24 protein-coding genes and 1 pseudogene are annotated in these 25076 nt (G+C 56.5%); 9 read left to right on the forward strand and 16 right to left on the reverse strand.

Features of this window, described 5'->3' with window-relative positions; genetic code table 11:
- A partial coding sequence (locus ACIPIZ_RS00005) for an ABC-F family ATPase (RefSeq protein ID WP_401163176.1) occupies window positions 1–1478 on the reverse strand: 1478 nt, incomplete at its 3' end.
- A gap of 379 nt (window positions 1479–1857) precedes the next feature.
- Between ACIPIZ_RS00005 and lpxO the strand changes: the two genes are divergently transcribed.
- Window positions 1858–2757 (forward strand): lipid A hydroxylase LpxO, encoded by a 900-nt coding sequence (lpxO, locus tag ACIPIZ_RS00010; protein ID WP_064391173.1) that lies wholly within the window; start codon window positions 1858–1860, stop codon window positions 2755–2757.
- Window positions 2758–2924: 167 nt separating this feature from the next.
- Here lpxO and ACIPIZ_RS00015 read toward each other — a convergent pair whose 3' ends face one another.
- Entirely contained in the window at window positions 2925–3779 is an 855-nt protein-coding gene (locus ACIPIZ_RS00015) for a Ku protein (RefSeq protein ID WP_064391145.1), read from the reverse strand.
- A 189-nt stretch (window positions 3780–3968) separates the two neighbouring features.
- On the opposite strand from ACIPIZ_RS00015, the gene ACIPIZ_RS00020 reads away from it, so the two are divergent.
- Both ACIPIZ_RS00020 and ACIPIZ_RS00025 read left to right on the forward strand, forming a co-directional pair.
- A complete protein-coding gene (locus ACIPIZ_RS00020; RefSeq protein WP_122660501.1) occupies window positions 3969–4304 on the forward strand; it encodes a hypothetical protein in 336 nt (111 codons plus the stop codon).
- Window positions 4305–4354: 50 nt separating this feature from the next.
- Window positions 4355–5509 carry a PQQ-dependent sugar dehydrogenase gene (locus tag ACIPIZ_RS00025; RefSeq protein WP_150648688.1) on the forward strand — a complete coding sequence of 385 codons (1155 nt, stop codon included), beginning with the start codon at window positions 4355–4357 and terminating at the stop codon, window positions 5507–5509.
- A 123-nt stretch (window positions 5510–5632) separates the two neighbouring features.
- Here the strand turns inward: ACIPIZ_RS00025 and ACIPIZ_RS00030 are convergent, their stop codons facing one another.
- The gene (locus ACIPIZ_RS00030) at window positions 5633–6733 is read right to left on the reverse strand and encodes a peptidase C39 family protein (RefSeq protein WP_401163181.1); all 1101 of its coding nucleotides are present in this window, start codon (window positions 6731–6733) and stop codon (window positions 5633–5635) included.
- 92 nt (window positions 6734–6825) lie between these two features.
- Between ACIPIZ_RS00030 and ACIPIZ_RS00035 the strand changes: the two genes are divergently transcribed.
- A complete protein-coding gene (locus tag ACIPIZ_RS00035) occupies window positions 6826–8400 on the forward strand; it encodes a RimK family protein (protein ID WP_401163183.1) in 1575 nt (524 codons plus the stop codon).
- A gap of 7 nt (window positions 8401–8407) precedes the next feature.
- A complete protein-coding gene (locus ACIPIZ_RS00040) occupies window positions 8408–9331 on the forward strand; it encodes a magnesium transporter CorA family protein (RefSeq protein WP_105708208.1) in 924 nt (307 codons plus the stop codon).
- Window positions 9332–9450: 119 nt separating this feature from the next.
- Here the strand turns inward: ACIPIZ_RS00040 and ACIPIZ_RS00045 are convergent, their stop codons facing one another.
- The gene (locus tag ACIPIZ_RS00045; RefSeq protein ID WP_122660504.1) at window positions 9451–9786 is read right to left on the reverse strand and encodes a DUF2834 domain-containing protein; all 336 of its coding nucleotides are present in this window, start codon (window positions 9784–9786) and stop codon (window positions 9451–9453) included.
- Between the two features lie 304 nt (window positions 9787–10090).
- Here ACIPIZ_RS00045 and ilvA point away from each other — a divergent pair.
- Window positions 10091–11086, forward strand: a pseudogene (gene ilvA, locus ACIPIZ_RS00050) (threonine ammonia-lyase, biosynthetic); the annotation flags it as partial.
- Window positions 11087–11115: 29 nt separating this feature from the next.
- Here ilvA and ACIPIZ_RS00055 read toward each other — a convergent pair.
- Together ACIPIZ_RS00055 and eco are read right to left on the reverse strand one after the other, a co-directional pair.
- Window positions 11116–11421, reverse strand: a complete 306-nt coding sequence (locus ACIPIZ_RS00055; RefSeq protein WP_064362707.1) for an NIPSNAP family protein — start codon at window positions 11419–11421, stop codon at window positions 11116–11118.
- Between the two features lie 21 nt (window positions 11422–11442).
- Entirely contained in the window at window positions 11443–11928 is a 486-nt protein-coding gene (eco, locus tag ACIPIZ_RS00060) for a serine protease inhibitor ecotin (protein WP_064391153.1), read from the reverse strand.
- A gap of 368 nt (window positions 11929–12296) precedes the next feature.
- Between eco and ACIPIZ_RS00065 the strand changes: the two genes are divergently transcribed.
- Entirely contained in the window at window positions 12297–12566 is a 270-nt protein-coding gene (locus ACIPIZ_RS00065) for a DUF1652 domain-containing protein (RefSeq protein ID WP_007912157.1), read from the forward strand.
- On the opposite strand, the gene ACIPIZ_RS00070 is transcribed toward ACIPIZ_RS00065, so the two are convergent.
- Together ACIPIZ_RS00070 and ACIPIZ_RS00075 are read right to left on the reverse strand one after the other, a co-directional pair.
- Window positions 12563–12961, reverse strand: a complete 399-nt coding sequence (locus tag ACIPIZ_RS00070) for a hypothetical protein (protein ID WP_026000451.1) — start codon at window positions 12959–12961, stop codon at window positions 12563–12565. The two genes, ACIPIZ_RS00065 and ACIPIZ_RS00070, sit on opposite strands and share 4 nt — an antisense overlap.
- An 89-nt stretch (window positions 12962–13050) precedes the next feature.
- Window positions 13051–13320, reverse strand: coding sequence for a DUF2790 domain-containing protein (locus ACIPIZ_RS00075; RefSeq protein ID WP_122855161.1), 270 nt, complete (start codon window positions 13318–13320; stop codon window positions 13051–13053).
- A 496-nt stretch (window positions 13321–13816) separates the two neighbouring features.
- On the opposite strand from ACIPIZ_RS00075, the gene ACIPIZ_RS00080 reads away from it, so the two are divergent.
- Window positions 13817–14113, forward strand: a complete 297-nt coding sequence (locus ACIPIZ_RS00080) for a hypothetical protein (protein WP_401163186.1) — start codon at window positions 13817–13819, stop codon at window positions 14111–14113.
- 187 nt (window positions 14114–14300) lie between these two features.
- On the opposite strand, the gene ACIPIZ_RS00085 is transcribed toward ACIPIZ_RS00080, so the two are convergent.
- The 5 genes from ACIPIZ_RS00085 to ACIPIZ_RS00105 are packed head-to-tail and all read right to left on the reverse strand — an operon-like array spanning window position 14301 to window position 20140.
- Window positions 14301–14798 carry a DUF3304 domain-containing protein gene (locus ACIPIZ_RS00085; protein WP_401163188.1) on the reverse strand — a complete coding sequence of 166 codons (498 nt, stop codon included), beginning with the start codon at window positions 14796–14798 and terminating at the stop codon, window positions 14301–14303.
- Between the two features lie 59 nt (window positions 14799–14857).
- Window positions 14858–16675, reverse strand: a complete 1818-nt coding sequence (locus tag ACIPIZ_RS00090) for a DUF2235 domain-containing protein (protein WP_122660506.1) — start codon at window positions 16673–16675, stop codon at window positions 14858–14860.
- Window positions 16672–17154: a DUF3304 domain-containing protein gene (locus tag ACIPIZ_RS00095; RefSeq protein WP_401163190.1), complete on the reverse strand. Its 483-nt coding sequence runs from the start codon at window positions 17152–17154 to the stop codon at window positions 16672–16674. Before ACIPIZ_RS00095 ends, ACIPIZ_RS00090 begins: the two co-directional genes overlap by 4 nt.
- A 53-nt stretch (window positions 17155–17207) precedes the next feature.
- A complete protein-coding gene (locus ACIPIZ_RS00100; RefSeq protein WP_064391159.1) occupies window positions 17208–18047 on the reverse strand; it encodes a DUF4123 domain-containing protein in 840 nt (279 codons plus the stop codon).
- Entirely contained in the window at window positions 18047–20140 is a 2094-nt protein-coding gene (locus ACIPIZ_RS00105) for a type VI secretion system tip protein VgrG (protein WP_401163192.1), read from the reverse strand. The genes ACIPIZ_RS00100 and ACIPIZ_RS00105 overlap by 1 nt, the downstream gene beginning before the upstream one ends.
- 374 nt (window positions 20141–20514) lie before the next feature.
- On the opposite strand from ACIPIZ_RS00105, the gene ACIPIZ_RS00110 reads away from it, so the two are divergent.
- Entirely contained in the window at window positions 20515–21816 is a 1302-nt protein-coding gene (locus ACIPIZ_RS00110; RefSeq protein ID WP_253484059.1) for an OprD family porin, read from the forward strand.
- A 143-nt stretch (window positions 21817–21959) separates the two neighbouring features.
- On the opposite strand, the gene ACIPIZ_RS00115 is transcribed toward ACIPIZ_RS00110, so the two are convergent.
- Genes ACIPIZ_RS00115 through xylB form a run of 3 tightly spaced genes read right to left on the reverse strand, consistent with a single transcriptional unit; the run spans window position 21960 to window position 25073 of the window.
- Entirely contained in the window at window positions 21960–22580 is a 621-nt protein-coding gene (locus tag ACIPIZ_RS00115; protein ID WP_064389853.1) for a hypothetical protein, read from the reverse strand.
- A 44-nt stretch (window positions 22581–22624) separates the two neighbouring features.
- Complete coding sequence (locus tag ACIPIZ_RS00120; RefSeq protein WP_401163196.1) at window positions 22625–23563, reverse strand: carbohydrate kinase; 939 nt, start codon at window positions 23561–23563, stop codon at window positions 22625–22627.
- 13 nt (window positions 23564–23576) lie between these two features.
- Window positions 23577–25073, reverse strand: coding sequence for a xylulokinase (xylB, locus tag ACIPIZ_RS00125; protein WP_401163198.1), 1497 nt, complete (start codon window positions 25071–25073; stop codon window positions 23577–23579).
- Window positions 25074–25076 lie beyond the last annotated feature (3 nt).

A 25076-nucleotide genomic window follows, 5' to 3' on the forward strand; every position in this document is an offset into this window, starting at 1 on the left:
ACACGGTCGTGGCTGACGAAGATCAGCGTGCCCGGGTAGTTTTCCAGCGCCAGGTTCAGCGCCTCGATCGATTCCATGTCCAAGTGGTTGGTCGGTTCGTCCATGATCAGCACGTTCGGCTTTTGCAGGATCAGCTTGCCGAACAGCATGCGACCTTGCTCACCACCGGAAATCACTTTGACCGACTTGAGGATCTCGTCGTTGGAGAACAGCATGCGGCCCAAAGTGCCGCGAATCATCTGCTCGCCCTGAGTCCATTGACCCATCCAATCGAACAGAGTGACGTCGTCTTCGAAGTCGTGAGCGTGATCCTGGGCGTAGTAGCCCAACTCGGCGGCATCGGTCCACTTGATGCTGCCGGCGTCCGGGGTCAGTTCGTTGACCAGGGTGCGCAGCAGGGTGGTTTTGCCGATACCGTTCGGACCGATGATCGCTACGCGCTCGCCAGCCTCAACCTGGAAGCTGAAGTCCTTGAACAGCGGCTTGCCATCGAAACCTTTGGCCATCTTCTCGACCATGACAGCCTGACGGTGCAGCTTCTTGTTCTGATCGAAACGGATGAACGGGCTGACACGGCTCGAAGGCTTGACCTCGGCCAGTTGGATCTTGTCGATCGCCTTGGCGCGGGAAGTGGCCTGCTTGGCTTTCGAGGCGTTGGCCGAGAAGCGGCTGACGAACGATTGCAGCTCGGAAATCTGTGCTTTCTTCTTGGCGTTGTCCGACAGCAGTTGCTCGCGGGACTGGGTCGCCACGGTCATGTACTCGTCGTAGTTGCCCGGGAACAGGCGCAGCTCGCCGTAATCCAGGTCAGCCATGTGCGTGCACACGCTGTTCAGGAAGTGACGGTCGTGAGAGATGATGATCATCAGACTGCTACGCTGGGTCAGGACGTTCTCCAGCCAGCGAATGGTATTGATATCCAGGTGGTTGGTCGGTTCGTCGAGCAACAGCACTTCCGGGTCGGAAAACAGTGCCTGCGCCAGCAAAACGCGCAGTTTCCAGCCAGGTGACACTTCGCTCATCGGGCCGAAGTGTTGTTCGATGCCGATGCCCAGACCCAGCAACAGCTCACCGGCACGGGATTCGGCGGTGTAACCGTCCATTTCGGCAAATTCGGTTTCCAGCTCGGCCACGGCCATGCCGTCTTCTTCGCTCATTTCCGGCAGCGAGTAGATGCGGTCGCGCTCGGCCTTGACCTTCCACAGCTCTTCGTGACCCATGATCACGGTATCGATCACGGTGAATTCTTCGTAGGCGAACTGGTCCTGGCGCAGTTTACCCAGACGCACGTTCGGCTCGAGCATGACTTGGCCGCCGGTCGGATCAAGGTCACCGCCGAGGATTTTCATGAAGGTCGACTTGCCGCAACCGTTGGCGCCGATCAGGCCATAGCGGTTGCCCGCGCCGAATTTGACCGAAACGTTTTCGAAGAGCGGCTTGGCGCCGAACTGCATCGTGATGTTAGCTGTAGAAATCAAGAGTTTTTCCTGCGAAGCATTCGAGTAGCGAGGGTGCGGCTGGAGCGCTTGGCCCGAGTCAAAGTGCGCTGAAGCGGGAAAGACCCGTCATCAACCAAGGGGGGCGCGTAAAGTTTGGCGGCGATTGTACTGGTCTGGCTCTTTAAACGATAGGGCGATCACGTCAAGATCGCCGATTGGCATGCTCGCGAGACAGATTTTCACAGATGAAGGTTCACTATCGGTTACAAAGTGTGGCTAAAATGCCATCCATTCACCCAGCGCCCCATAACGGCGCGGGCTCATGGATGTGCCATTTGTATTCAGACCACTGCATCAGGCGCTGGGCCTCAGGCCGTCAGGCGCGCAGTTTGTTCACTTCTGACGTGTGACGATTTCCGTGAAACTCATCATTGCTGCTATTTATGTCATTTCGATTGCATACGTTCATCTTCGTGGCCGTGTGCGCCACAAGCTGGGTCGCCAGCTCAGCGATCACTCGACGTTTCTGGCGCCGATCAATTGCTTCCTGTACCTGTTCTCGAAAAAGCCCAACAAACCTTTTCTCGATCCGTCGGAGTTTCCTGATCTAAGCCCCTTGCAGGCACATTGGCAGGAGATTCGCGAAGAAGGTCAGAATTTGCTGCGCGCTGGGGAGATCAAGCGTTCTAACCAATACGATGACGTCGGCTTCAACTCGTTCTTCAAATCCGGCTGGAAGCGTTTTTATCTGAAGTGGTATGGCGAAAGCCATCCATCGGCAATGAAACTGTGCCCGCGCACCACTGAACTGGTGCAGAGCATCGGTTCGATCAAGGCAGCGATGTTTGCCGAGCTGCCACCCGGCTCGAAACTGGTACGCCATCGTGATCCGTATGCAGGCTCCTACCGTTATCACCTGGGCCTGGAAACGCCAAACGACGCCGGTTGCTACATCAACGTCGACGGTGAGAACTATCACTGGCGCGACGGCGAAGCGGTGATGTTCGACGAGACTTTTATTCATTACGCAGAAAACACCACCGACCAGAACCGGATCATCCTGTTCTGTGACATCGAACGTCCGATGAAATACCGCTGGGCGGCGGCGTTCAACAGTTGGTTCAGTCGCACCGTGATGTCGGCGGCGGGTGCGCCAAACGATGCCGGTGATAAAACCGGTGGGATCAACCGTTTGTTTGCCAGAATCTACAAGATTCGCTTGCGCGGCAAAGAATTGAAAAAGCGTAATCGCAAGCTGTATTACATGGAAAAATGGGCGATCTTCGGTGGTTTGCTGGCGATCTTCATCCTGATCTGACGAATCCTTTGACTCACAGGTCGCTGTAGCAGCTGTCGAGTGCAACGAGGCTGTGATCTTTTTACCCTGCTGAAGTGAGATCAAAGGCAAAAGATCACAGCGTGCCGCAGCTCCTACATTGGACCTGCGTCGCGTCGGAGTGCTACGACTCTCGCAAAAACAACCTGTCAGTTGCCTGACGCTTTCTTCGTTTTCTTCGCCGGCGCAGCCTTGGCTTTCGGCTTCGCCGCCGCTTTCCCGCCCAGACTGCGTTTAAGCAGTTCCGTCAAATCAATCACATCCGCAGACTTGCGCTCTTCCTCGCCACCCACCGTCTCGACATCTTCGATCTTGCCTTCATGGGCCTTTTTCTCGACGAGGGCCATGATCTTGTCTTCAAACTCGTCCTTGTAATCCTCGGGTTTCCAGTCTGCGCTCATGTCCTGCACGAGTCGCTTGGCCATGTCCAGCTCACCTTTTGCCAGTTGTGGCTTGGTCACCTCACTGCCCAGCGCCAGTTCATCGAGGCTGCGCACCTCCTGTGGCCAACGCAGCTTTACCAGCACCAGCGCCGATTCCAGCGGCATCAACGCCGCCAGATACTGGCGGGTATGTAAAACCACACGGGCGAGGGCAACCTTGTTGGTTTTGCTCAGCGTCTCACGCAGCAGCGCATACACCTTGCCGCCGCGCTTGTCGGGTGCCAAGTAATAAGGTGTGTCGATGTTTTGCAGGGGGATTTGCTCGGCATCGACAAAGGAAAAGATATCAATGGTTTGCGTTGAGACCGGGTGCGCTGAACGGATTTCTTCTTCGCTAAGCACCACATAGCGACCCTTTTCGTAGGCCACGCCTTTGACAATGTGCTCTTTGGTGACTTCTTTGCCGGTCACTTTGTTTACGCGTTTATAGCCCACCGGATCCATGCTGCGGCTGTCGAGCCAGTCGAAATCGACGCCTTGCGACGAGGTCGCCGAGACCAGCGCGACGGGGATGTGTACCAGTCCGAAACTGATCGCGCCTTTCCAGATTGCCCGAGCCATGGTGAGTTCTCCGAGTGATGATCAGGTGACCTGTTGCGCTGGGCGAAAGTTTCCAGTGATTGCGGCGGCTGCCGCTGACTTGGTCAAGCCGTGTTACATGTTGTTTAAAGGCTGTGACTTAACAAATCCGAACCCTGGGCGTAGCGTGGACTCGAAGGCACTATCCCTGGCGCATCGAGAGGCCGCCCCATGAACCGATTTCTGTTTGTCATCGCTTTCCTCAGCCTCGGTGCGGGCTGGGCTCATGCGGACGTGCCATCCACCACGCTGCTGCTGGCACAAAGTCCGACCGGCAACAGCAACAATCCCTACAACAGTCCGATCCGCCGGGCCAACCCCAACAGCATGCAGGGCACTCAACCCAGTGCACCGCCGATCCGTGGCCCCAATACCGTGCCGGTGCCGCGCCCGCCGACCCTCGAAAACCGTGGTATCGGCAATGGTCAGCCAATCCGCTCGGTGCCGAGTACACCGCCAACCTTCATCCCCAATCCACCTTCACGAAGCACCGGTACTACCCGTTAAACGACAGGACTGAAGCCTGTCAGCCTTGAGACGAACAAAAGGAATCGTGCATGTTGCGTAAAACCCTTCTAGCCAGCCTTTGCGTCGGCGCACTGATCAGTGCTCCAGCGTTTGCCGCAGCGCCCAAAGAATTGCAAAGCGAACAGGGCACTCTTGAAGTCACCACGATTACCCAAGGTCTTGAACATCCATGGGCCTTGGCGTTTCTGCCGGATCGCCAAGGCATGCTGGTGACTGAGCGCCCGGGCAACCTGCGGGTGGTGGGTGTCGATGGCAAGCTGTCAGCACCGATCAGCGGTGTACCGCAAGTCTGGGCCAAGGGCCAGGGTGGTTTGCTCGATGTGGTGCTGTCGCCGGACTTCAAACAGGATCGGCTGGTGTATCTGTCTTACGCCGAAGGTGGCGGTGCCGGCGACAAAGCCGGAACGGCGGTGGGGCGCGGGCGACTGTCGGATGACCTGAAGTCGCTCAAGGATTTCAAGGTGATCTTCCGCCAGGAACCGAAACTTTCGGTGGGCAATCACTTTGGTTCGCGCTTGGTGTTCGATCGTGACGGATACCTGTTCATCACGCTCGGCGAAAACAACGACCGGCCCACCGCACAGGATCTCGACAAGCTGCAAGGCAAAGTCGTGCGTATCTACCCCGACGGCAGGGTACCGGACGATAACCCCTTTGTCGGTCAGTCCGGCGTTCGTCCGGAGATATGGTCTTACGGCCAACGCAACCCGCAAGGCGCAGCGCTCAATCCATGGACCGGCACGCTTTGGGAAAATGAACACGGCCCGCGCGGTGGCGACGAGGTAAACATCATCGAGCGGGGCAAGAACTACGGCTGGCCGCTGGCGACCCATGGCATCAACTATTCCATGCAGCCTATCCCCGAGGCACAAGGCAAGACCGCCGGAGGCACAATTGCGCCACATCATGTCTGGGAAAAGTCGCCGGGCGTCAGCGGTATGGCCTTCTATGACGGCGATCGCTTCAAGCCTTGGCAACACAATGCGTTTATCGGCGCGCTGGTGACGCAGGAGCTGATCCGTTTGCAATTCGAGGGCGACAAGGTTGTGCACGAGGAGCGCTTGCTCGGCGAACTCAAACAACGCATCCGCGACGTACGACAAGGGCCGGACGGCTACCTGTATGTACTCACGGATGAGTCGAACGGCTCCCTGTACAAACTGGGCCTCAAACCCAGCCTTTGACCGTCATCCCCCACTGTAGGAGCTGTCGAGTACAACGAGGCTGCGATCTTTTGATTTTAAAAAACAAGATCAAAAGATCGCAGCCTCGTTGCACTCGGCAGCTCCTACAGATACGGATGGGGCTTATGTTTCGCGGGAGAACAGGACGACTGCCGCACGCAACTTGCCTCGGCCAAATCGGCACATTTTTTCGAACTCTTCATGACTGACAGGCACGTGCTGGCAGTCCATCGGCTGGCGATGCTGGCTGTGATCGACATCCGGATCATGCAGATAAACAAAGTCCTCATCACAGTCGGTGACCATCACCCAGTGCGGGGACTTGGAACGAGTCAACCGATAGCTGCTGATCAACACCAGCGGCTGTCCCCCAGCGGCGAGTAACCGCGGGAGGTCCAGAGCAACACCGATCACTTGCTCGACGTCGCACTCCGCCAATTGCGCCATGAACTCCTCGTGCACCAAGCGCATGACGTCTTTTTTATGCGCATCGCGTACACCATCAAGAAACAACGCCCCGGTCAGACTCACCTGCAGGCGTACTCGAAACCCCCGTCGCCAAGCCGCCAGCGCCAGCCCTTGCGGACTGCATCCGCCATGGCCGGAAGTCATGAACACCGTGGTCGCTTCCCGCCAGATCTGCAGCTCCTCACGACGTTCGAGTAAACGTTGAGCCTGCAATGCGCCCATGGCCATCAGCAGGCAGGCCGGGCCGCAGGTGAATTCGGTGGTTTGCGGGTAGTAGGGCACTTTGATGCTGCGCGAGTCGCGATGCTCGAGGATGCGTTTTTCCAGGCGCAGTGCATCGGCATGGTCTTCGTAGTAATCGTGAATCACCGCGAAGCGCCGGTAGCCGTTGCGCTCGTACAGGGCAATCGCGGCCGGGTTGTCAGTGCGTACTTCCAGCCTCAGGTAGGCGCAATCATGCTCAAGGGCAACGGCCTCGATCCGTTGCAGCAGTTGTTTGCCCAATCCGCTGCCGCGCGACTCGGCGGCAATGGCAATCGAGTACAACCGCGCCAGTGATGTGCCGCGATGAAACAACACCAGTGCGTAACCCAGCAGATGGCCGCTGGATTCTGCCACCAGCAACTGCCCGTTAGCCCGGGTGATCATCCACTGAAAGCTGCGACTGGTCAGCCGATCAGTGGTGAAACATCGCATTTCCAATGCCAGCAACGCCGGCAAATCTTCAACTACCGCCAAACGAGAAATCGCACTCATATGACCACCGTAAAAGTTGCGTAACGAAACGGGACTTTCGAAAAACTTCGTGCTTAATAGAAATGGTCTTGTTCTCCAACGGATCAATCTCTATGTCAGCGGTACAGGGTCATTGGCGCGAAGTATCAGAGCAAAGTTTGCCGTCGGCAACTTTTTTAAATTCAGTTGTTAGAACTCCCAGCCAATTGCTGATCATTGTCGAACGCAAGGAAGACTGGGCTTCGTACTTCCCCAGCGAAGACATCATTACGGCGCAGGAGTACCTTGAACAAACGCGTGAAGGCGAGGCGGGCAAGCGCGTTCAGGTGATCAATCTGTGCCGCAGCTACAAGTATCTGGGTCATGGCTACTACTGCTCGCTCTTGGCTGAGGCCCGTGGCCACAAGGTCATTCCATCGGTACGTACGATCAGTGAGCTGACTAAAAAATCACTCTACGGACTGGCTTTGGATGATCTGGATAAAACGCTCGAAAAAGCGCTGAGTCATCATCTGTATAGCGATACCGAAGGCTTTACCCTGACACTTTATTTTGGCCGTACCCATATCGAACCATTGCAGGATTTGGCTCGTCAGTTGTTTGAAGTGTTTCCCTGTCCGATTCTGCTAGTTGAATTTCGCCGGCACAACGGTTGGCACATAGAGGGTATAAAGTCGGGTGTCTTGCACAAGTTGCGTGATGATCAGGAGGATCAATTCGCCGATGCGCTGGACAGCTTCAGTCGTAAAGTCTGGCGCGTGCCACGCTCGCGACATGTCGCCCGTTATGACTTGGCGATCCTGCATGATCCACAAGAGGCCTTACCTCCTTCCAACCGCAAAGCACTGGAAAACTTCGTGCGGGTCGGCAAGGGCATGGGTATCGATGTCGAACTGATCGAACGCAAGGATTATGCGCGTCTGGCCGAGTACGACGGTTTGCTGATCCGTGAAACCACCAGTGTCGACAACCATACCTACCGTTTTGCAAAAAAGGCTGAAAGCGAGGGGCTGGTGGTGATGGACGATCCGGCGTCGATCCTGCGCTGTACCAACAAGGTCTATCTGACCGATCTGCTCAACAGCCATCAGTTGGGCATGCCCGCCACCGAAATTCTCTACAAGGAGCGACCCGAGGACTTTGAGCGTGTCGGCGAACGTCTGGGCTTTCCGCTGGTTCTGAAGATTCCTGACGGCTGTTTTTCGCGTGGAGTGATCAAGGTCGAGAGCCAGCAGGCGCTGCTTGAAGCCACCGCCGAACTGTTCGAGCACTCGGTGCTGTTGCTGGCTCAGGAGTTTTTCTACACCGAGTACGACTGGCGTATTGGCGTACTCAACCGCAAGCCGATCTTTGCCTGCCAGTACTTCATGTCCAAGGGCCACTGGCAGATCTACAACCACAAAGCCAAGGGACAGGACATCAACGGTGAATGTCGCACCTTGGCGATCCATGAAGCGCCACGCGCAGTGGTCGAACTGGCGGTAAAGACTGCCAATCTGATCGGCGATGGACTCTACGGCGTCGACCTGAAACAGGCTGGCGATAAAGTCGTGGTGATCGAGGTCAACGACAATCCAAACCTCGACGCCGGCATCGAAGATGCTTACCTGCAGGACGATTTGTATTGCCTGGTGCTGGAAGAGTTCGTGCGCCGGCTGGAGCTGAAACGTCGCGGCCAGGCCTGGTGATCTACCGATGATCAACAGTTTTGCACTGAGCCACGGCGCGTTGCAGCGGGTTGAGCGACTGAACGCCGAAGTGATGCTGTTCAGCAATCCCGACGCGGCGGAGCGCGATCTGCTTCACAGTCAGTTCAAGGTCGATGAGCACGCACTGGCCTCGGCGCTGGACCCGGACGAAGTGTCGCGCATCGAGTTTCACCCGGATCATCTGTTCCTGATCTGGAAACGTCCGGAAAAATATTCCGGGGGAGGCAGCCTCGCCTTTGAGGTTTCGTCCTGCGGCCTGCTGTTCTCGCCGGGCCAGTTGCTGGTGATTGCCACCGATGACACGCCACTGCACGGCCTCGGCACCCGTCAGCGGTTAAACGCGCCACTGGATGTGTTGCTGGATGTGCTGTTCAACAACATTCATCACTACCTTGGCCACTTGAAGGTGATCAAACTGGTCGCTCGCGAGTTGCAGCAAAAATTCAATGCCTCAATGCAAAACCAGCATCTGGTGCAGATGTTCAACCTCAGCGAAAGCCTGATCTATTACATCAACGCCCTGCACAGCAATGGCGCAGTACTGACGCGGTTGCGCAATCATGCCGAGAAACAGCACTTCAGCAGCGAAGCGATCGGCCTGATTGACGACCTGATCATCGAGAACAACCAGTGCTACAAGCAGGCCGAAATCTATTCGACGGTGTTTTCCGGGCTGATTGATGCGCGCGGCAATCTGATGAACAACAGCATGAACAACCTGTTGCGCAAGCTGACGTTGATCAACGTGGTGTTTTTGCCGTTGAACCTGATTGCGAGTATCGGCGGCATGTCGGAATTCAGCATGATGACGGCCGGCACGCCTTGGTGGGTGTCGTATCCGCTGTTTTTGACGGTGATGCTGCTGGGGGCGGGCGGGATGTTGTTCGGCCTGCGGCGGCTGGCCAGATGATTATGTGCTGACTCAGAATGCCCTATCGCGAGCAGGTTCACTCCTACATTTGGAATGCAATCACCTGTAGGAGTGAGCCTGCTCGCGATAGCAATATCCGTAGCGCCAAATGCTCCGAATCAGCGCACTTGCACCACATCCAGCCCTTTACGTCGCTCCCGTATCGCGCGCACCACCAGATACAACAACGGCCCAATCGAGACAAAAACCGCCGTCAGCAACAAATAAGGCAGCACCGACCAAATCGTCTGCCCGCGAGACCGTGCATCCTTGACCATCCATACCCCGGCCAACGTCGCCAGCAGGTACAAATCAATCACCACTTGCGCGGTATCCGGGCGCGACATCAGGCTGATGCCGAAGTCGATCAACGATTGTTCAGCCTGAAGCATCACCGAAACGGTGTAGCCGGTAAACGCGAGCAAAGCGGTGAGGGGCAGGGCGACAGACATCATGCAATCCTTCCTTGGTGTGATGAGAGAGTCGCCAGACTAACGCCGCCGGCAAAAATTGGCCATTGACTTGCCAGCACCGCGCAGGCTAATTTCCAGCCCATGACTTCGACTGTATCGCGTTGCCAGCCAATTATTATTACCGCCATTCCTCATTTGGCGGGCTAGCTCACGACTGCAGCACCCAACCCGCCCTAGAGGCGGGTTTTTACTTTCTGTCTCCAGGGTTTTTGAAATGTGGCTCATGTAGGAGCTGCCGAAGGCTCGGGCAGCTCCTACAGGGACCGTGTGAAATTCTGCCAAGGAGATGTTCATGAGTTACACATACGATCAGCAAACCCTGCTTGAGCACTACGTGAAAAAGATCCTTGCTGCGCCGGTGTACGACCTCGCGGTGCGCACGCCTTTGCAAGCGGCGCCGGCGCTGTCGGAGGCGTTGGGCAACCGGATTCTGCTCAAGCGTGAAGACCTGCAACCGACGTTCTCCTTCAAGATACGCGGTGCCTACAACAAACTGGTGCAACTCAGTGAAGAACAGAAGGCGCGCGGAGTGATCACCGCCTCGGCCGGCAATCACGCGCAAGGCGTGGCGTTGGCAGCGCGCGAACTCGGGATTGCGGCGACCATCGTCATGCCAGCGACAACGCCGGAACTGAAAGTGCTGGGTGTGCGCAGTCGCGGCGCTGAAGCGTTACTCCACGGCGAGAGTTTCCCGTTCGCGCTGGCCCATGCGCTGCAACTGGCGGAACAAACCGGACGCACCTTCGTGTCACCGTTCGATGACCCGGATGTCATCGCCGGACAGGGCACGGTGGCCATGGAAATCCTCCGTCAGCACCAGAGCGCGCTGGACGCGATCTTCATCCCGGTAGGCGGTGGCGGCTTGATCGCCGGCATCGCGGCGTACATCAAATACCTGAGGCCGGAAGTGCGGATCATCGGCGTCGAATCCGAACACTCAGCGTGCCTGAAGGCCGCGCTCGAAGCCGATCAGCGCGTCGTGCTGCCCAATGTCGGCACTTTCGCCGATGGCGTGGCGGTAGCGCAGATTGGCGCGTTCGGGTTTGAGGTTTGCCGCTTCTGCGTCGACGAAGTGATCACCGTCAGCAACGACGACCTCTGCGCGGCGATCAAGAATATCTACGACGATACTCGCTCGATCACCGAACCTTCCGGCGCCCTGGCCGTTGCAGGGATCAAGCAATACGTAGCGCGAACCGGGGTGCGCGAGCAGACATTCGTGGCGATCGACTCGGGGGCCAATATCAACTTCGACAGCCTGCGCCATGTCGCCGAGCGCGCCGCGGTCTGCAGCGTCTCGGCGTGAGAGGTTTACGGCAGCAACGGGCGCAGGAAGCTGCGCTCATAGCTGACGATGAACTTCTTCTCGACCAGGCTGGCCACCAGTGCGGTGCTTTCCGGATCGGTCATCGCGATGTGCCGATAGCTCTCGTAATCCGCCAGTGACGGAAAACTGAACAGGCAATAAGCGATGTTGCTCGCGCCCTCGGACGGCAGAAAATAGCCGTGATGCGTGCCGCCCAAGCGCTCGACGATGCCGAGCCAGGCCTTGGCGTAGGCCTCGAACTCAGGCAATTGGTAGGGATCAATGACATATCGGACGTGGCAGGTAATCAAACGACGCACTCCTTGCTCGGGTTATTCCTGCAGGGCTGTACCGACTTTGTCCGACGCCGACCAGATGCGATATCGCACTTCGACATCCGACGGCGCATACACCACGACCGGCAACTTGCTGTTGTAACGCAGCATGAAACCGTCACCGACGACCGGCACGAACGCGCGTTTCTTCTGACTGCCGGGCGGGCAGGCCATCATCGTGCTCATCGGGCCGATGACTTTTTCCAGTCGATAGAACGGATAGCCCCAACCCTCAAGATTCTTCTCATCGAGAACGCCGCCCAAACGCTGGCGGTTGCAGTCCACTTCCAACGTTTTGCCGGCGAGAATTTCCACCTGGAAGTTGTCTTCCTGTTCTTGCTTGGGCAAGTGAATGACCTGGCGGGTGAACCCGGCTTCTGCCTTCGGGTACGGCGCGACGTCTTCAAGTTTGGCGGCGTGGGCGAGGGTGGACAGGCTGGCGATGAACAGCCCGGTGGTCGCGTAAACGCGGAAAGAACCCATGGAAGCCTCCGTGCGGGTGTAGGGTGGATAACCAGCATTCTTACCGTCATAGGCCGTGATTGCAAACCAGCGTCGAGTTGCAAATTGCAGTACCCGCCGAGGCCATTCTTGCAATTTGCAAGTAGCCAAATACTGGCACCGCCGCCAAGTGCTTGATTTCATGAGGGTGAAAATGAACCGATGAAAGGCACGCTTTATGCGTCTTTTCAGTGCGGCGCACCGGCCTTGGGCGCCTACACTCCAATGGGCATTTCGCAGTACCACCGCTTGTAGCACCCAGGGAAACAGCGGGGACACACCCGTGCAGGGGCAGCAACGGTCAGCGTGAATACTTGATTGGCATCTCACAGTAAGGAGAGGGTTTCGCCATGTTTCTGTCTGCCTTGGAACTACGCAATATCATTGAAAGCAGTTTTTTGCCGAAACGCTGCCAGTGCACGCTGTCGCCGGACTTGTCGATGACCGTCAAGGTTTTCGGCGATCACCAGACCGATCAGGTCGATCTGCTGGTCAGTGGCATCGACGCCAGCCATCTCAATGGCTGTCGTGAAATCAACGAATTGATCGCCGGGCTGCGCTCGGATCTGAATCAGCAAACTGTGCAACATCACTACAGCCCACGCTCCAGAGTCGTTTAACGCACCGTTTCACCCAGTTCGACCGTCACGCGCCGGGCCTGCACAAAACCAAGGCCCAGCGCGAACTCGACCAGCACCGCGAGCAAAATCCCGGGGCCGGCATGACCGTTCAACCATTCCGCAAACCCCAACACCGCCAAACCAAAACAACCGACGATAAACCCGTTGCTCAGCGCATTGCGCCCCAGCGACGGCGGTGCATTGCGCACCAGATAAAACATCACCCCCAACGCCGCAAACAGCACCGCACTGCGCCGCGCGACAAACCCGGCAGCGTCGGAATACTCGATGCTCCAGATCGCCAGCAGCCTCTCCGGGAAAACGCCCCAAGCCAACGCCAGCAAGAAACACAACGAACACGTGAAGCCCGACAACGTGCGAAACGACAACTGCATGGCGAATCCTTGCGGCAGTGAGGAGGGCTCCGAGCATAACCGCCGAAACTCCCCACGCCTACCGCAAACCCGCAAATCAGACGTTTCTGTCAGTTCTGGAAGTTGCACGCGTCAGACAATTTCCGATAGCTGATTTCCTCAGGCTTACCGGCATTGTCGATGTACTTCATATCGGCCGTGACCACTTTGCACAGTTGCGTTGGTGGCTCGGTCAACGACACCACCTTGGCCACCTGCAGCGGCATGCCGTACTCATACGGCACGGCTTTGGATGTGGCAGAGGTGTCATTGGCCTGGGCCAGCCCGGCGAACGCAGTGCAGGCGAGGGCGGTGGTGAGCAATAAAGGACGAATGTTCATGAAAGGACTCCCGTGTGGCGGTTCTAGAGTTCGGCGTGATTCACCCGAACCTGCCGCACTGGGCGACAGCCGGAATGGCTGAGGGCGTGCGGTTCAGTAGAGTTTTTGACCGCGGCGTTAAGGGATGGTTAACCAAGCTGAATGCCGGCTGTCAGGGAGTGGGGTGGTTTTCTTCGGGATGTTTGGCGAATTCCTACAAAGGCTAGTGCCTTGTCTGCTTTCGGCGGCTGGAGCGGGGCGGTTATTGTCGGTTGCCGCTGCAAAATCAGTGGTTCGGGTTTGGTCACCTGAGAAAAGTTCATTGCATATGTGCCATCATTTGCATCGCTCGGATTTCACGATCCGTGGAGTGCATTGCTATGGCGGCTGTGTGCAGGACGCCTTCGGGCGAGCTGAGTTTTGAACTGTTCTCGGTTGACCAAGCCTGTACACGGCCGCCTCCCACCGTTTGGTCACGGCTATGGCGGTTACCTTCTAATACAGTTGAGTAATCAGAATGCCGATAATTAAACTGCTACAAAACCGCTATCTCCCCCTCAGCAGCAACGTCACCGAAACCCCGACGCTGCTCATCGACACCCAAGCCAACCCGAAAGACATCCTCGAAGCCGCTGTCCAGCGCGTCCGCGCCGCCGCCGACCTGCTCGAAACCCTGCATTGCCTGTGCTTCAAGCACGCCGACGTGCAAGACATTCCACACATCACCCATGCGCTTTACCTGCTGACGCAGGATGGCAATGATTTGCTGCAGGTGGCGCAGCAGCAGATGTTGAGTTGGAAGGCGCCGGTTTGATGAGAAATTGACAGGACGAAACCACGGGACGGAGTGAGAAACGCCCCGTGTTTCTGCGTGGCAAGGGCAGCGCCGGGCGCACGAATTCGCTCATAAACTAGAAAAGTCAGAAAGGCAGCCACCAGCACTTTCACGCAGATCAATATCTTCATGATCGGACATGGGCACCTCGCTGAATCGCATATTCTTACTGCGCTTCAATGCTTTCCGAAACAGCCTTGGATGGGCGGGATTCGAAGGGGCTGAAGAGGTCAGCACTCCATCCGAGCCGAACTTGATTACCCGGATCAAAGCGCACATGCAAGTACTGATCGTGTGGGCCACGCTGGGGAAGCGAAAGCTGAACTTCATGGCGCTCTTCTACCGCGCCCTGTATTTGCTGCTGTTTGGTCATGTCCAATATCCAAGTGACTTTGGCTGTGTCTCCCTCAAATTTGGAGCAGCACATAATTCCACCGCCGCCCATTGCGACCAGATTGCCGCCCCAAAAGTCATTTATCCAAAAGCTGAAAATTGGGCGATCTGTGTAATTTTCTGATGTCAGCATGGCGCCGGACGTACGAAATAGATCAATGATTTTTGGGGTGGCGTAGCTAATCAGCAAAGCTAGTAAAGCAACGGCTATTTGCCTTCTTCGCCATGTTCGTTTTCGACGTGCGTCCGCAGCAATATCTATCAAGCGCATGAAATCCACACTAGAAAAGCAATATTCAGTCTTTGAGACTGAAATGAATCTGCGTGATTTTAGGTTGACGCGCCTGACTCTGCTGAAGATTTCCGCATCATCTGTTCAAGATAGTCTGGGGCCATTCCTTTGGTTTTATTCAAATCAGGAATGTCAAATGCTCTAACTGAGAAATATTTTATGGAGCTTGGAGATTGCGACATTTGGCTCATCATGAATTTGTCATTCACGTAGAACTCCAGTAAATCCTCGATATCGAAGTTGAGACTCTTTGATTCAGTTGTGAACCATTCGTCGAGCAAGGCTTTTTCTGATTTTGTCGCAAGCCCGATGCTTAAACGCTTAGCTTCTCTATCAACCTCTTCGAGCCAACCAAGTTCAGCACGAAGTCCTTCTTTGCTTTCGCGAGTTTGTTTGAGAGCCGCATCACGCTTATTTGCTTGAGCTTCAGATTCACTCCCCATTCCCAGCATGCGTTTCAATGATCCGGTGTCACCCAAGATTGGACGCTCCAAGCGCTCCTCTTCGTCGCTATAGGCGCGGTGTTGTTCACTATATAACTCCCACAATCCGCGGAGTCTTTGGATGTATAGACGACGATGGGCTAGAAAGGCGTCAGCAGAAACCATTTTATTGCCAGCTATAGAAGCGTATCTTTTACTCGCCTCAATGGCGTTGGTGCCATTAATATGGTCGTGCAACTCGAAGAAACTAGCTACATATCTGTCTTTTTCTTGAAGTTTTGTTATTGACGGGAATGGAACCCCCGCGCTATATGCGGCACGATACATTTCGTGGAGAGTGGCAATATGTAGTTCTCGGCTATGAGGAGCGCTGTTCTTTACTAGCCCACCCCCTACGTCAACACTGGTACCCGGAACCAATCGCTCTTCCCAGCGAGGGGTCAGTGATCCGGTCCCGATCAGACGGGCACGCCTGTCGCTTCTACACTCATGGGCAGCAACCAAATGAAGTGCTGATTTGACGGGGCCAGGTAGGCATTCACCGTCATCTACCGAATTTGAAATCGGCAGCAAAAAATCACGAACTACCGATGCTTCCATGCTCCGATCTACCGCATCGAACAGGCCAGCAAAAACAACCTCCAGCTTTGCGCCTTTATAGATAGTAGTACCAGGGTCGCATGCCTCCAACAGTTTGTGAGCGAAAGCTCGCGCAAGCGTGGCGCCATAATCGAATCCGAATACCGATACTGATATCTTCTTGATCTTAATCGAGTTTGTGCTTTTCACGTCCTCGACGAGCTTTTCGAAACGGTTAGTCGCGGCCTCTAATCTAGTGTCTACACCAGTTTTAAGTAAGCTAAAAGCTATTTCGTGGTCACGGACTGGAGAAACGCCTTCGACTGACGCCTTTGCCGCTGTAGTGGCAATAGCGGAAATAAGATTTTTCGGTTTGAAATTGTTTGTAAAATTTTCCCACCAGTTTTTTCCAGTCAACAAATCCTTACCAACTTCAACAGCAGCTTCTGTAGAGTTGTCTTTCGGTAATTTGGAAACATCATCCTTGATTTTACTGATCGCACCGTTGATGTCGGCGGCGCTCGTAGTTACGTTCGTGCCTAAAGTGGCGTCGAAAGAAGTAGCAAGTCCGGAAATATAATATTTATGGTGCTGGTTAGCCGGGTCCGAAGGTTCAGAGGTCTTCTCATGAGGATAAGCAAGAAAAAGGCGACCAATATTGGTCACTCGGTCTTCCTTCAAGTCATCCTCAAGGTTTCGGCTGACACCATCAAAAAAGTACCCAACATGGAGTGTCCCTTCGCATGGTAGTACTGAACTTTTTTTGCCCTCCGCGACCGTTTTTGTGCGTGCGCTAATGGCTTGTGCATCACATAGTTTTTTAGGTTCGCTCATGGCTGAATACCTTGTTCGTCAGTCTTTTGATGATTAACTGATTTTGCAGAGGGTGACTTTGTATCCAGCGTTGTTGCCGACCACATAAGCTCAATGTTGTTGCCGGGGAGAAAATAGACATGCAACGTATCGTCTTCGGCATTGCGTTTTGGCATAGGCAATACTGCTTCATGTCTTTCGATTTTCATTCCTTGGTCCTCTTGGGCTTTTGACATGCTCAGGATCCAAACGACCTTGGCAGTATCGCCGGACATCTTCCAACAACAGGTAACTCCACCATTTCCTCCCCAATTATCGTTTACCCAGTAGCTACCTACAGGCCTTTCCATATAGTTGTGGGATGTTAGGGCTGCTCCGGGTGTTCGGGTAGTGTTGTAAATATAGAATCCCGTCACGAAGACAGCGACGAGCAGAACTCCGATTGCTAAAGATCGGCGTTTCCATCTCCGTTGATTTGAATTATTCAGTATCAGTGACATTGGGATTTCTCAAGGCTAATGTTCGCAAAATGACTATGTACAGAGATATTGACTCATTCAGACAATTGCTGCATCACGATCCCAAGCGGTAGCTTGTCTGCAAATGCTCGCTCTTTAGCTTGAGCCCACATTGGCCAGTTATTTGGGAATTCGGCATCCATAAGTTGGAGGCTTGCGAAAAGGCTGATGTCCTCCGAATTGGTCAGTCCTTCGTTACGGCCAGCGTCTAACGCTTCTTTGACTTGTTTCAACCGTGCACCGTGGCAGGTGCTGGCAAACACTTCAGGCGCTTCTTTTTCCAGTTCAGTGGTGAGGCTGTAGGGCAGGGGATCGATCTCCATGTCCGTCCACAGCTTTGCGTCGAGAAAAATAGGCTCGTATCTTCCGGGCTTTTCAAGGTTGAGGCCCATCAGAGAGTGCCATTGATCTTCTTCTGTGGGCACCCACCATTCTTGCAGCGGGCCAAACAGCCAAGCATGCCAAGACAGATCATCGCGTGCGTACAGCATCGGCAGCACTTCTGGCGCGTAGCTACGGATCATCAGGACTTCGCCAGCTTCATTATTTGCCAGCAACGCATCACTCAGGTGAGCGGCGAGCTTGTCGGCCGGGCAGTCGGTACGAATCCAACTGGCCATCGCGGTGCAGCCGGTGAAGTGTTCGTGAGCGAGAAAGGCCTCGAATTCCATGTGGCTAACGTCGACGAGCCAAGGGCCGTAGTTGCGCAGTTCGGCGAATTCCGGTTGCACCATCAACGGCCGTCGCGACGGGTCCGCACTGACGAACTGCAATCGAGCGGGGTCCGGCAACAGACCCGTTTCAACGATCGCGAATATCGACTGAGCGTTCTTTTGCGCTTCGCTCCAGGCTTTCGCCGCGTCACTCTTTGTCATCAATTGGCCCCCGATTGCAGGGCGAGTTTTTCGCGCATGGCTTTCTTTAGGCATTCGACGCAGATGCCGGTAGGTGCTTTGAGTTTCGGCGTCACGGCGAGGGACTCCGCCTGCATCATCTGGTTGGCGCGGGTTTGCATCAGACGTCCGGCGTTATCAATGGCTGCGAGCCCCGGGATGAATGGAGCGAGGATCTGAATGCCGGTGCCGGCTCCCGGCCCGCCACCCGAATTCACCTTCACTTCCGCACCGCTGATGGTCACGCCACCGGCGTCGACCTTGACGAAACTCCCGCCGGCCTTGGCGGTAAGCTCCATGCCACCTTCAACCACCACCTTGTCGCCAGCGTGGTAGTGAATCTCCGTCCCGGCCTCAACAAACTGTGCAGTCCCCACTTTCAGGTGCTGGGTGACACCGACGGTCAGGTGATCATCCGCACGCATCTCGCTAATTCGATCCAGATGCGTAATCCGGTGCTCTTCAACCTTGAACTCGCTCAGCGTATTGGCTTCAACGGTGTCATGCCGTTCGTTGCCGACACGAATCTTCTGGTCGTGCTCGATGTTCTCGTCCCAATCGCGCTGGGCGTGGATGTAGATCTGCTCGACGCCTTTCTTGTCTTCGATGCGGAACTCGTTGTAGCCCTTGCCGCCCGGTGAGCTGAGGGTTTTGAAGGTGCTGCGGGTCTTGTTTGCCGGCAGGTCGTAGGGGACGACGTTTTCCTTGTGGTACAGGCAGCCGGTTACGAGTGGCTGATCGGGATCGCCTTCGAGGAAGGTGACGAGGACTTCCATGCCGATGCGCGGGATGGCGATGCCGCCGTACGCCGCGCCGGCCCAGCCGCTGGCGACGCGCATCCAGCAGGTGGTTTTGTCGTTGGACTGACCTTCGCGGTCCCAGTGGAATTGCACTTTGATGCGGCCGTATTGGTCGCAGTGGATTTCTTCGCCTGCGGGGCCGGTGACCACAGCGGTCTGGCTGCCGAGCACTTTCGGTTTCGGGTGTTCGAGGGCAGGGCGGTAGTGCGCGTCCCACGGGGTGGCGAGGAAGCTGTTGCGGTAGCCCTGGTGGAAATCGCTTTTGTGGTCGGTGACGTCGCTGGTGACGTTTTCGCCGAGCACTTGCGGTTGCTTGCCTTCGTGGAAGACTTCCAGCAGCAGCCACAGATCATTCCATTCGGCGCGCGGGTGCTCGGCCAGGGTGAGGAAATGGCCGCTGGTCAGGGTCGGTTCGTCACCTTTGCCTTCGGCGAGTTTGTAGTCGCTGCGATGGCGTTCGAGGGCGCGGGTGGAGAGGAATTTGCCGCGCTCGCGGGTGGTGAAGCGGCCGGGGTAGTCGTAGTCTTCGAGGTCCGGGGCGAAGTCGGATTTGACTGCGCCTTCGGGGAGGATTTTCGGTTTTTCGAAGTCGTAATCGCGGCGAGAAACGCGGGTGGTGCGGGTTTCCAGGCGCAGGTTGAAGCGCTTGATCACCGGTTTGTCGGCGCTCATGCCGGAGTCTTGCTGGTAGCTCACCGCTTTGAGTTTGCGGAAAACCGTCTGGTCATCGCCGAACACCAGTTTGTGCCCGCTGCTACTGTGCTGGAAGTGAAAGTGAATGCCTTCCTCTTCGCACAAGCGCTGAATGAAATGCAGGTCGGACTCGTCGTACTGCACGCAATAATCGCGCTGCGGGTACTCGGCGCTGAGCTGGAAATCGTAGGCGTCGGCGAGGATGCCGCGATCTTCCAGGACCTGGCCGATGATTTGCGGCACCGTCAGTTGCTGGAAAATCTGCTGATCGTGGTTGTGGCGCAGGTAGGCGAGTTGCGGCACCAGGCTGAGGCTGTAGCGGGTCAGGGTTTTGCCGGAATCGCCTTGCTCGATGCGATAGACCAGGCCGTGGATCGTGCCTTCGCCGGTGGCGCCGAAGGTCAGCACGCCGGGTTTGTGCAGGAGTTCTTCGAGCTTCAGGTCGGGGCGGGCGCTGACGAGTTCGAGGTCGAAACGGAACGGTTCATTGAGGGCTTCGCGACCGGTGAAGCTGAGGACTTGCAGATCGGCGTTGGCGCCTTCGAGCGTGAGGGTAATGTGTGTTGCGTTGGCGTCCAGCATGCCTTGAATTCCGTCCGTTGAATAAGCAGGGGGCGGATGTTGCAGGATTAAGCCGCCTCGTTCAAGGCGCAAAAGCCGTATGCGTGGGCAACAGGTGGTATAGGGAAAACCCCTAGATGGCGCGTTTCACCCAATAAAACCGGGCATTTGATAAAGTCTGAAGCCAGCCTGTGACGATCATTCCTACAAACGAAGATTGAAGAATCGCCAGTCAGATTCAGACTAAAGTCGCCTGTAGCACGTCAAAGCCATCTGCCATCATTGCCGTTCACCCCCGCGTGGTTCTCTTCCTCCCGGCTTATTAATGAGCTGGGACGGGAGCTATTTTTCGTTTGTTGCGCGCTTGCGCAAACGCTGCAGTGTTGGAGTTTTTCATGCGTCCCCCATTTTCCCTCATCACCCCGCGCCAGTCGTTTGGCTTCGGAGCCTTTGTGCTGTGCGCAGGTTTTACCGCACAGGTTCAGGCCAGCGGATTCCTTGAAGACACTACGGCGAAAATCGAATCGCGCACGGTGTATTTCAACCGCGATTTCCGTGATGGGCACACCTCAAGCGATCAGGGCGCTTCCAAGCGTGAAGAGTCGGCACAGGGCTTTATTCTCAACCTGCAATCGGGCTACACCGAAGGCACGGTCGGCTTTGGCATTGATGCACTGGGCATGCTGGGTTTTCAGCTCGATTCCAGCCCGGATCGCAGCAACAGCGGCTTGTTGCCATCGAGCGGCGAGAACCCGCGCGGCTCGAAAGGTCAGTACGCGAAAATGGGCCTGACCGCCAAGGTCAAGGTCTCGGACACAGTGCTGAAGTACGGCGCGCTGTTGCCGGATCTGCCATTGCTGAAATACAACGACGGTCGTTTGCTGCCGACCATGTTCAATGGCGCGATGCTCACTTCTAAAGAGGTAAACGACCTGACCTTCATGGCCGCGCGCCTGGACAAGTACACCGCACGCGACTCCACCGATTCGCAAGACATTCGCGTGCACTGCAAGAACAAGCGCTACGCGTGCAATACCACCGCCGATCATTTCGACATGTATGGTTTTGACTACAAGATCAATGATCGCCTGACCGGCCAATATCACTACGCCGAACTGGAAGACATCTATCGTCAGCATTTCGTCGGTCTGGTAGCCAATCAGCCAATGGGTGGCGGTGTGTTGAAGGCCGACTTGCGCTTGCTAAAGAGCGCAGACAGTGGCGATGCGAAAGCCGGCTCCATCGATAACCGTGCCTTGAGCGGCATGCTGTCCTATGCGCACAGCGGCCACACGTTCAGCGCCGGTTGGCAGCGCATGAACGGCGACAACTCGATGCCGTACCTCGATGGCAGCAATCCGTATCTGGTCAACTATGTGCAGGTCAACGACTTCGCCGCCGCGCAGGAACGTTCCTGGCAATTGCGTTATGACTATGACTTCAAGGCCATCGGCATCAATGGTCTTAGCTTCCTGACCCGTTATGTGAACGGTGACCACATCAAGGTGCTGGGCAGTGATCAGGAAGGGAAGGAGTGGGAACGCGACAGCGAGTTGAAGTATGTGATTCAGACGGGCACGTTCAAGGATGTGAGTGTGCGTTTGAGGAATGCTACGTATCGCACCAATTACGAGAAGTTTGCCCGGGATGTGGATGAGACTCGGGTGATTGTGAGTTACAACTTTTCGGTGTTGTAGGTCCTGGATGTGTAGTGCTTGATCGGGCGCTATCGCGAGCAGGCTCACTCCTACAATGGATCAATGTTGAACGCGATATCCGCGTCCGCTGAAGATCCCCTGTAGGAGTGAGCCTGCTCGCGATGAGGCCCTTGAAATTGCTGCTATAACCAATGCCAGAACCGGCTCCAGAATCCGCGATTCAAATCCTCTTTGCACCCGGCATATTGCCGCGCATACACATCCGAGCGGTTCTGCACTTTGCGCGCCGTCGGCATCAGCCACGCTTTGCTGGCGTAAGTCTTGTTGCGGAAGCCGCCCCAGCCTTCGTGGTAGTTGAGGTACTGGTTATAGGCGTCGTACTTGTAGACGCCGTTGATCGAATAGGTCTTGTCCATGTACCAACCGACAAAGTCGATGGCGTCGTCGAAGTCTTCGCGATCGGCGCCGCTGCGACCGGTGCTTTTCTGATAGTCGGCCCAGACTTCATCCTTGGCTTGCGCATAGCCCGATGCGGTGGACACACGGCCCCACGGGATCACCCAGAGCAAGTATTTGCGCGGAGTCTTGGCGTCGTAGCGGTAGCCGGATTCCTGATACATGATCGCGAAGGGCACCTGAATCGGCACGCCCCAGCGTTTTTGCGTGACTTGCGCCGCGTCGTACCAGTCGCTTTTCTCGCGGAAAATCTCGCAGATATCTTCTGGCGAGCGGGGCGGCGAGGTGCCGCACCCGGTCAGTAGCGTTGCCAGTGTCAGTAGTCCCAGCGTCTGCCCGTATTTCAAAAGCCGTTATCCCGTCGTGCGCAAAAAGGCCGACAGTCTACGGCCTAGCTCAATTGGTGACGATAGGGCAGATCCGGACCAGTCTTGCTACAGGTCAGCGCAGCGGCTTGCACGGCGAACTTGAGCATGGCGTCGATCTGCTCGCGGGCGAGTTGTTGCACGCCTTCGACCGAATCCAGCCCATGCTCGGTCAGCCAGGTAATCAGCGCGGCCTGGAAAGTATCGCCAGCGCCAACGGTGTCGGCGATTTTCACCGACACCGCCGGCACAGACCAGTTGCAGTGGTGGCGGCTGAACACGCTGGCGCCGTCGCCGCCACGGGTGAGGAAGACGATCTGGCAGCGCTGTTCGAGCCAGCCTTCGATCACCCGTTGCGGGTCCTGTTCGGGGTAGAGCAGGCTCAGGTCTTCGTCGCTGACCTTGATCAGATCGGCCAGTGGCACCAGCGTCGCGATGCGTTCGCGCCACAGGTCGATGTTTGGCTCGGGATTGAGGCGTACGTTCGGGTCGAGAGTGATCAGGCGTTTGCCGCTTTCGCGCTGTACCAATGTCAGCAAGGTGTCGCCGATCGGCTGCACCACCAGCGAGAACGAGCCGATGTGCAAGCCGCGCACCTCAGGACCCAGCACTGGCAGATGCGCAAGACTCAGTTGCCGATCGGCACAGCCTTCGCCACGAAAGCTGTAGTGCGGCGAGCCATTGGCACCGACCGCGACCATTGCCAGCGTAGTCGGCGCGGCGAAGTCCACCAGATAGTCCGGGCACACACCTTCGTCCTGCAGCACTTGCTGCAAGCGGCGGCCGAGGTAGTCGGTGGACAGTCCGCCAAACAGGGCCGAGTCCACGCCCAGACGGCGCAAACCGACGGCGACGTTGAACGGCGAGCCGCCGGCAATCGCCTTGAAATTCACTTTCGACGCCAGACCGCTGGCGTCGTCTTCACTGAAAAAATCAAACAGGGCTTCGCCACACACCAAATACATAATTGTTTGCTCTTTATAGGGTCGCGACATGCTGTTGATAGCGTTCATAGGCCTGCTGAAACGCCGCAACGTTGGCGGCAATCGGCAGGGTTTCGCTGCTTGGATCGAGTTTCACGCAGCGTTGGCACAGCTCGGCGAGGCTGTCTTCGTGGCCATTGGACCAGGATTTGCACCACGCCGCCTGAATCGCCGCGCCGAGGGCGGCGGCTTCGCTTTGTTCGGTGCAGATCACCGGAGTATTCGTGATGTCGGCGACGATCTGTCGCCATACCGCACTTTTCGAACCGCCACCGATCAGGCAAATGCTGCGGCTTTGTAAACCATTGTGGCGGAGCAAATCCAGTCCGTAACGTAGACCAAAGGTTGTGCCCTCGACGGCGGCGCGGCACATATTGGCCTGGGTCAGGTTGTCCAGCGTCAAGCCGTGCAGACTGCCGGTGGCGTGGGGCAGCGCAGGTACGCGTTCGCCGTTGAGAAACGGCAGCATGCTCACGCCGTCGGAGCCGATGGGTGCCTGGGCGACGAGTTCGTTGAACTGCTGCAGATCAAGGTCGAACAACTCGCGAATCGCGCCGGTGGCGTTGGTCAGGTTCATCGTGCAGATCAGCGGCAACCAGCCGCCGCTGGACGAGCAGAAGGTCGCAACCGAAGCGTCCGGGCTGACTTTCGGTGCGTCGGAATAGGCGTACACCGTGCCGGAAGAGCCCAGGCTCATGGTGATCGCGCCGGGCTGAATATTGCCGGTGCCGATGGCGCCCATCATGTTGTCGCCGCCACCACTCGATACCAGCGCGTTGGGGTTGATACCAAGGTGTGCGGCAATCGCCGGGAGGATCGCGCCGACGGCTTGATGCGCGTCAATCAGCTCCGGCAATGCCGCTTGCAGGCGCCCGCTGGCGTCGATGTCGCGCAGCAGTTGCAAGTCCCATTGGCGGGTGCGCACATTGAAATAGCCAGTGCCGGAGGCGTCGCCGTATTCGCTGCAGGCGCGGCCGGTGAGCCAGAAGTTGAGGTAGTCGTGGGGCAGTAGAATGCGCGCGATGCGTGAGAACACCACGGGATGCTGTTCTTTGGTCCAGAGCAGTTTCGACACGGTGTAGCCCGGGGCGATGACCACGCCGAGGCGTTCCAGCGAGCCTTTTTCTCCGCCCAGGTGAACCAGCAAACGGTCGTTTTCGGCGCTGGTTTCGGTATCGCACCAGAGCTTGGCCGGGCGCAGGACTTCACCTTGATCATCGAGCAGGACCAGACCGTGTTGCTGGCCGGAGACGCCGATGCCGAGGATCGACTGGCCGTCGACATTTGCCGCCAGCAACGCCTGGCGGGTGGCTAGGGTGAAGGCGTCCAGCCATTGCTGGGTGTCTTGCTCGCGGCGGCCATTCGCGCCGCTGATCATCGTGTGTGCGGCGGCGCCTTGACCTAGCACCTGGCCGCTGGCGGCGTCGAGGATGATGGCTTTGGTGCCTTGGGTGCCGCAGTCGATGCCTAGGAACAGTTGTTGTTTTGTCATTAG

The sequence above is a fragment of the Pseudomonas sp. NPDC087690 genome (genome assembly GCF_044743175.1).
Lineage (GTDB): Bacteria > Pseudomonadota > Gammaproteobacteria > Pseudomonadales > Pseudomonadaceae > Aquipseudomonas.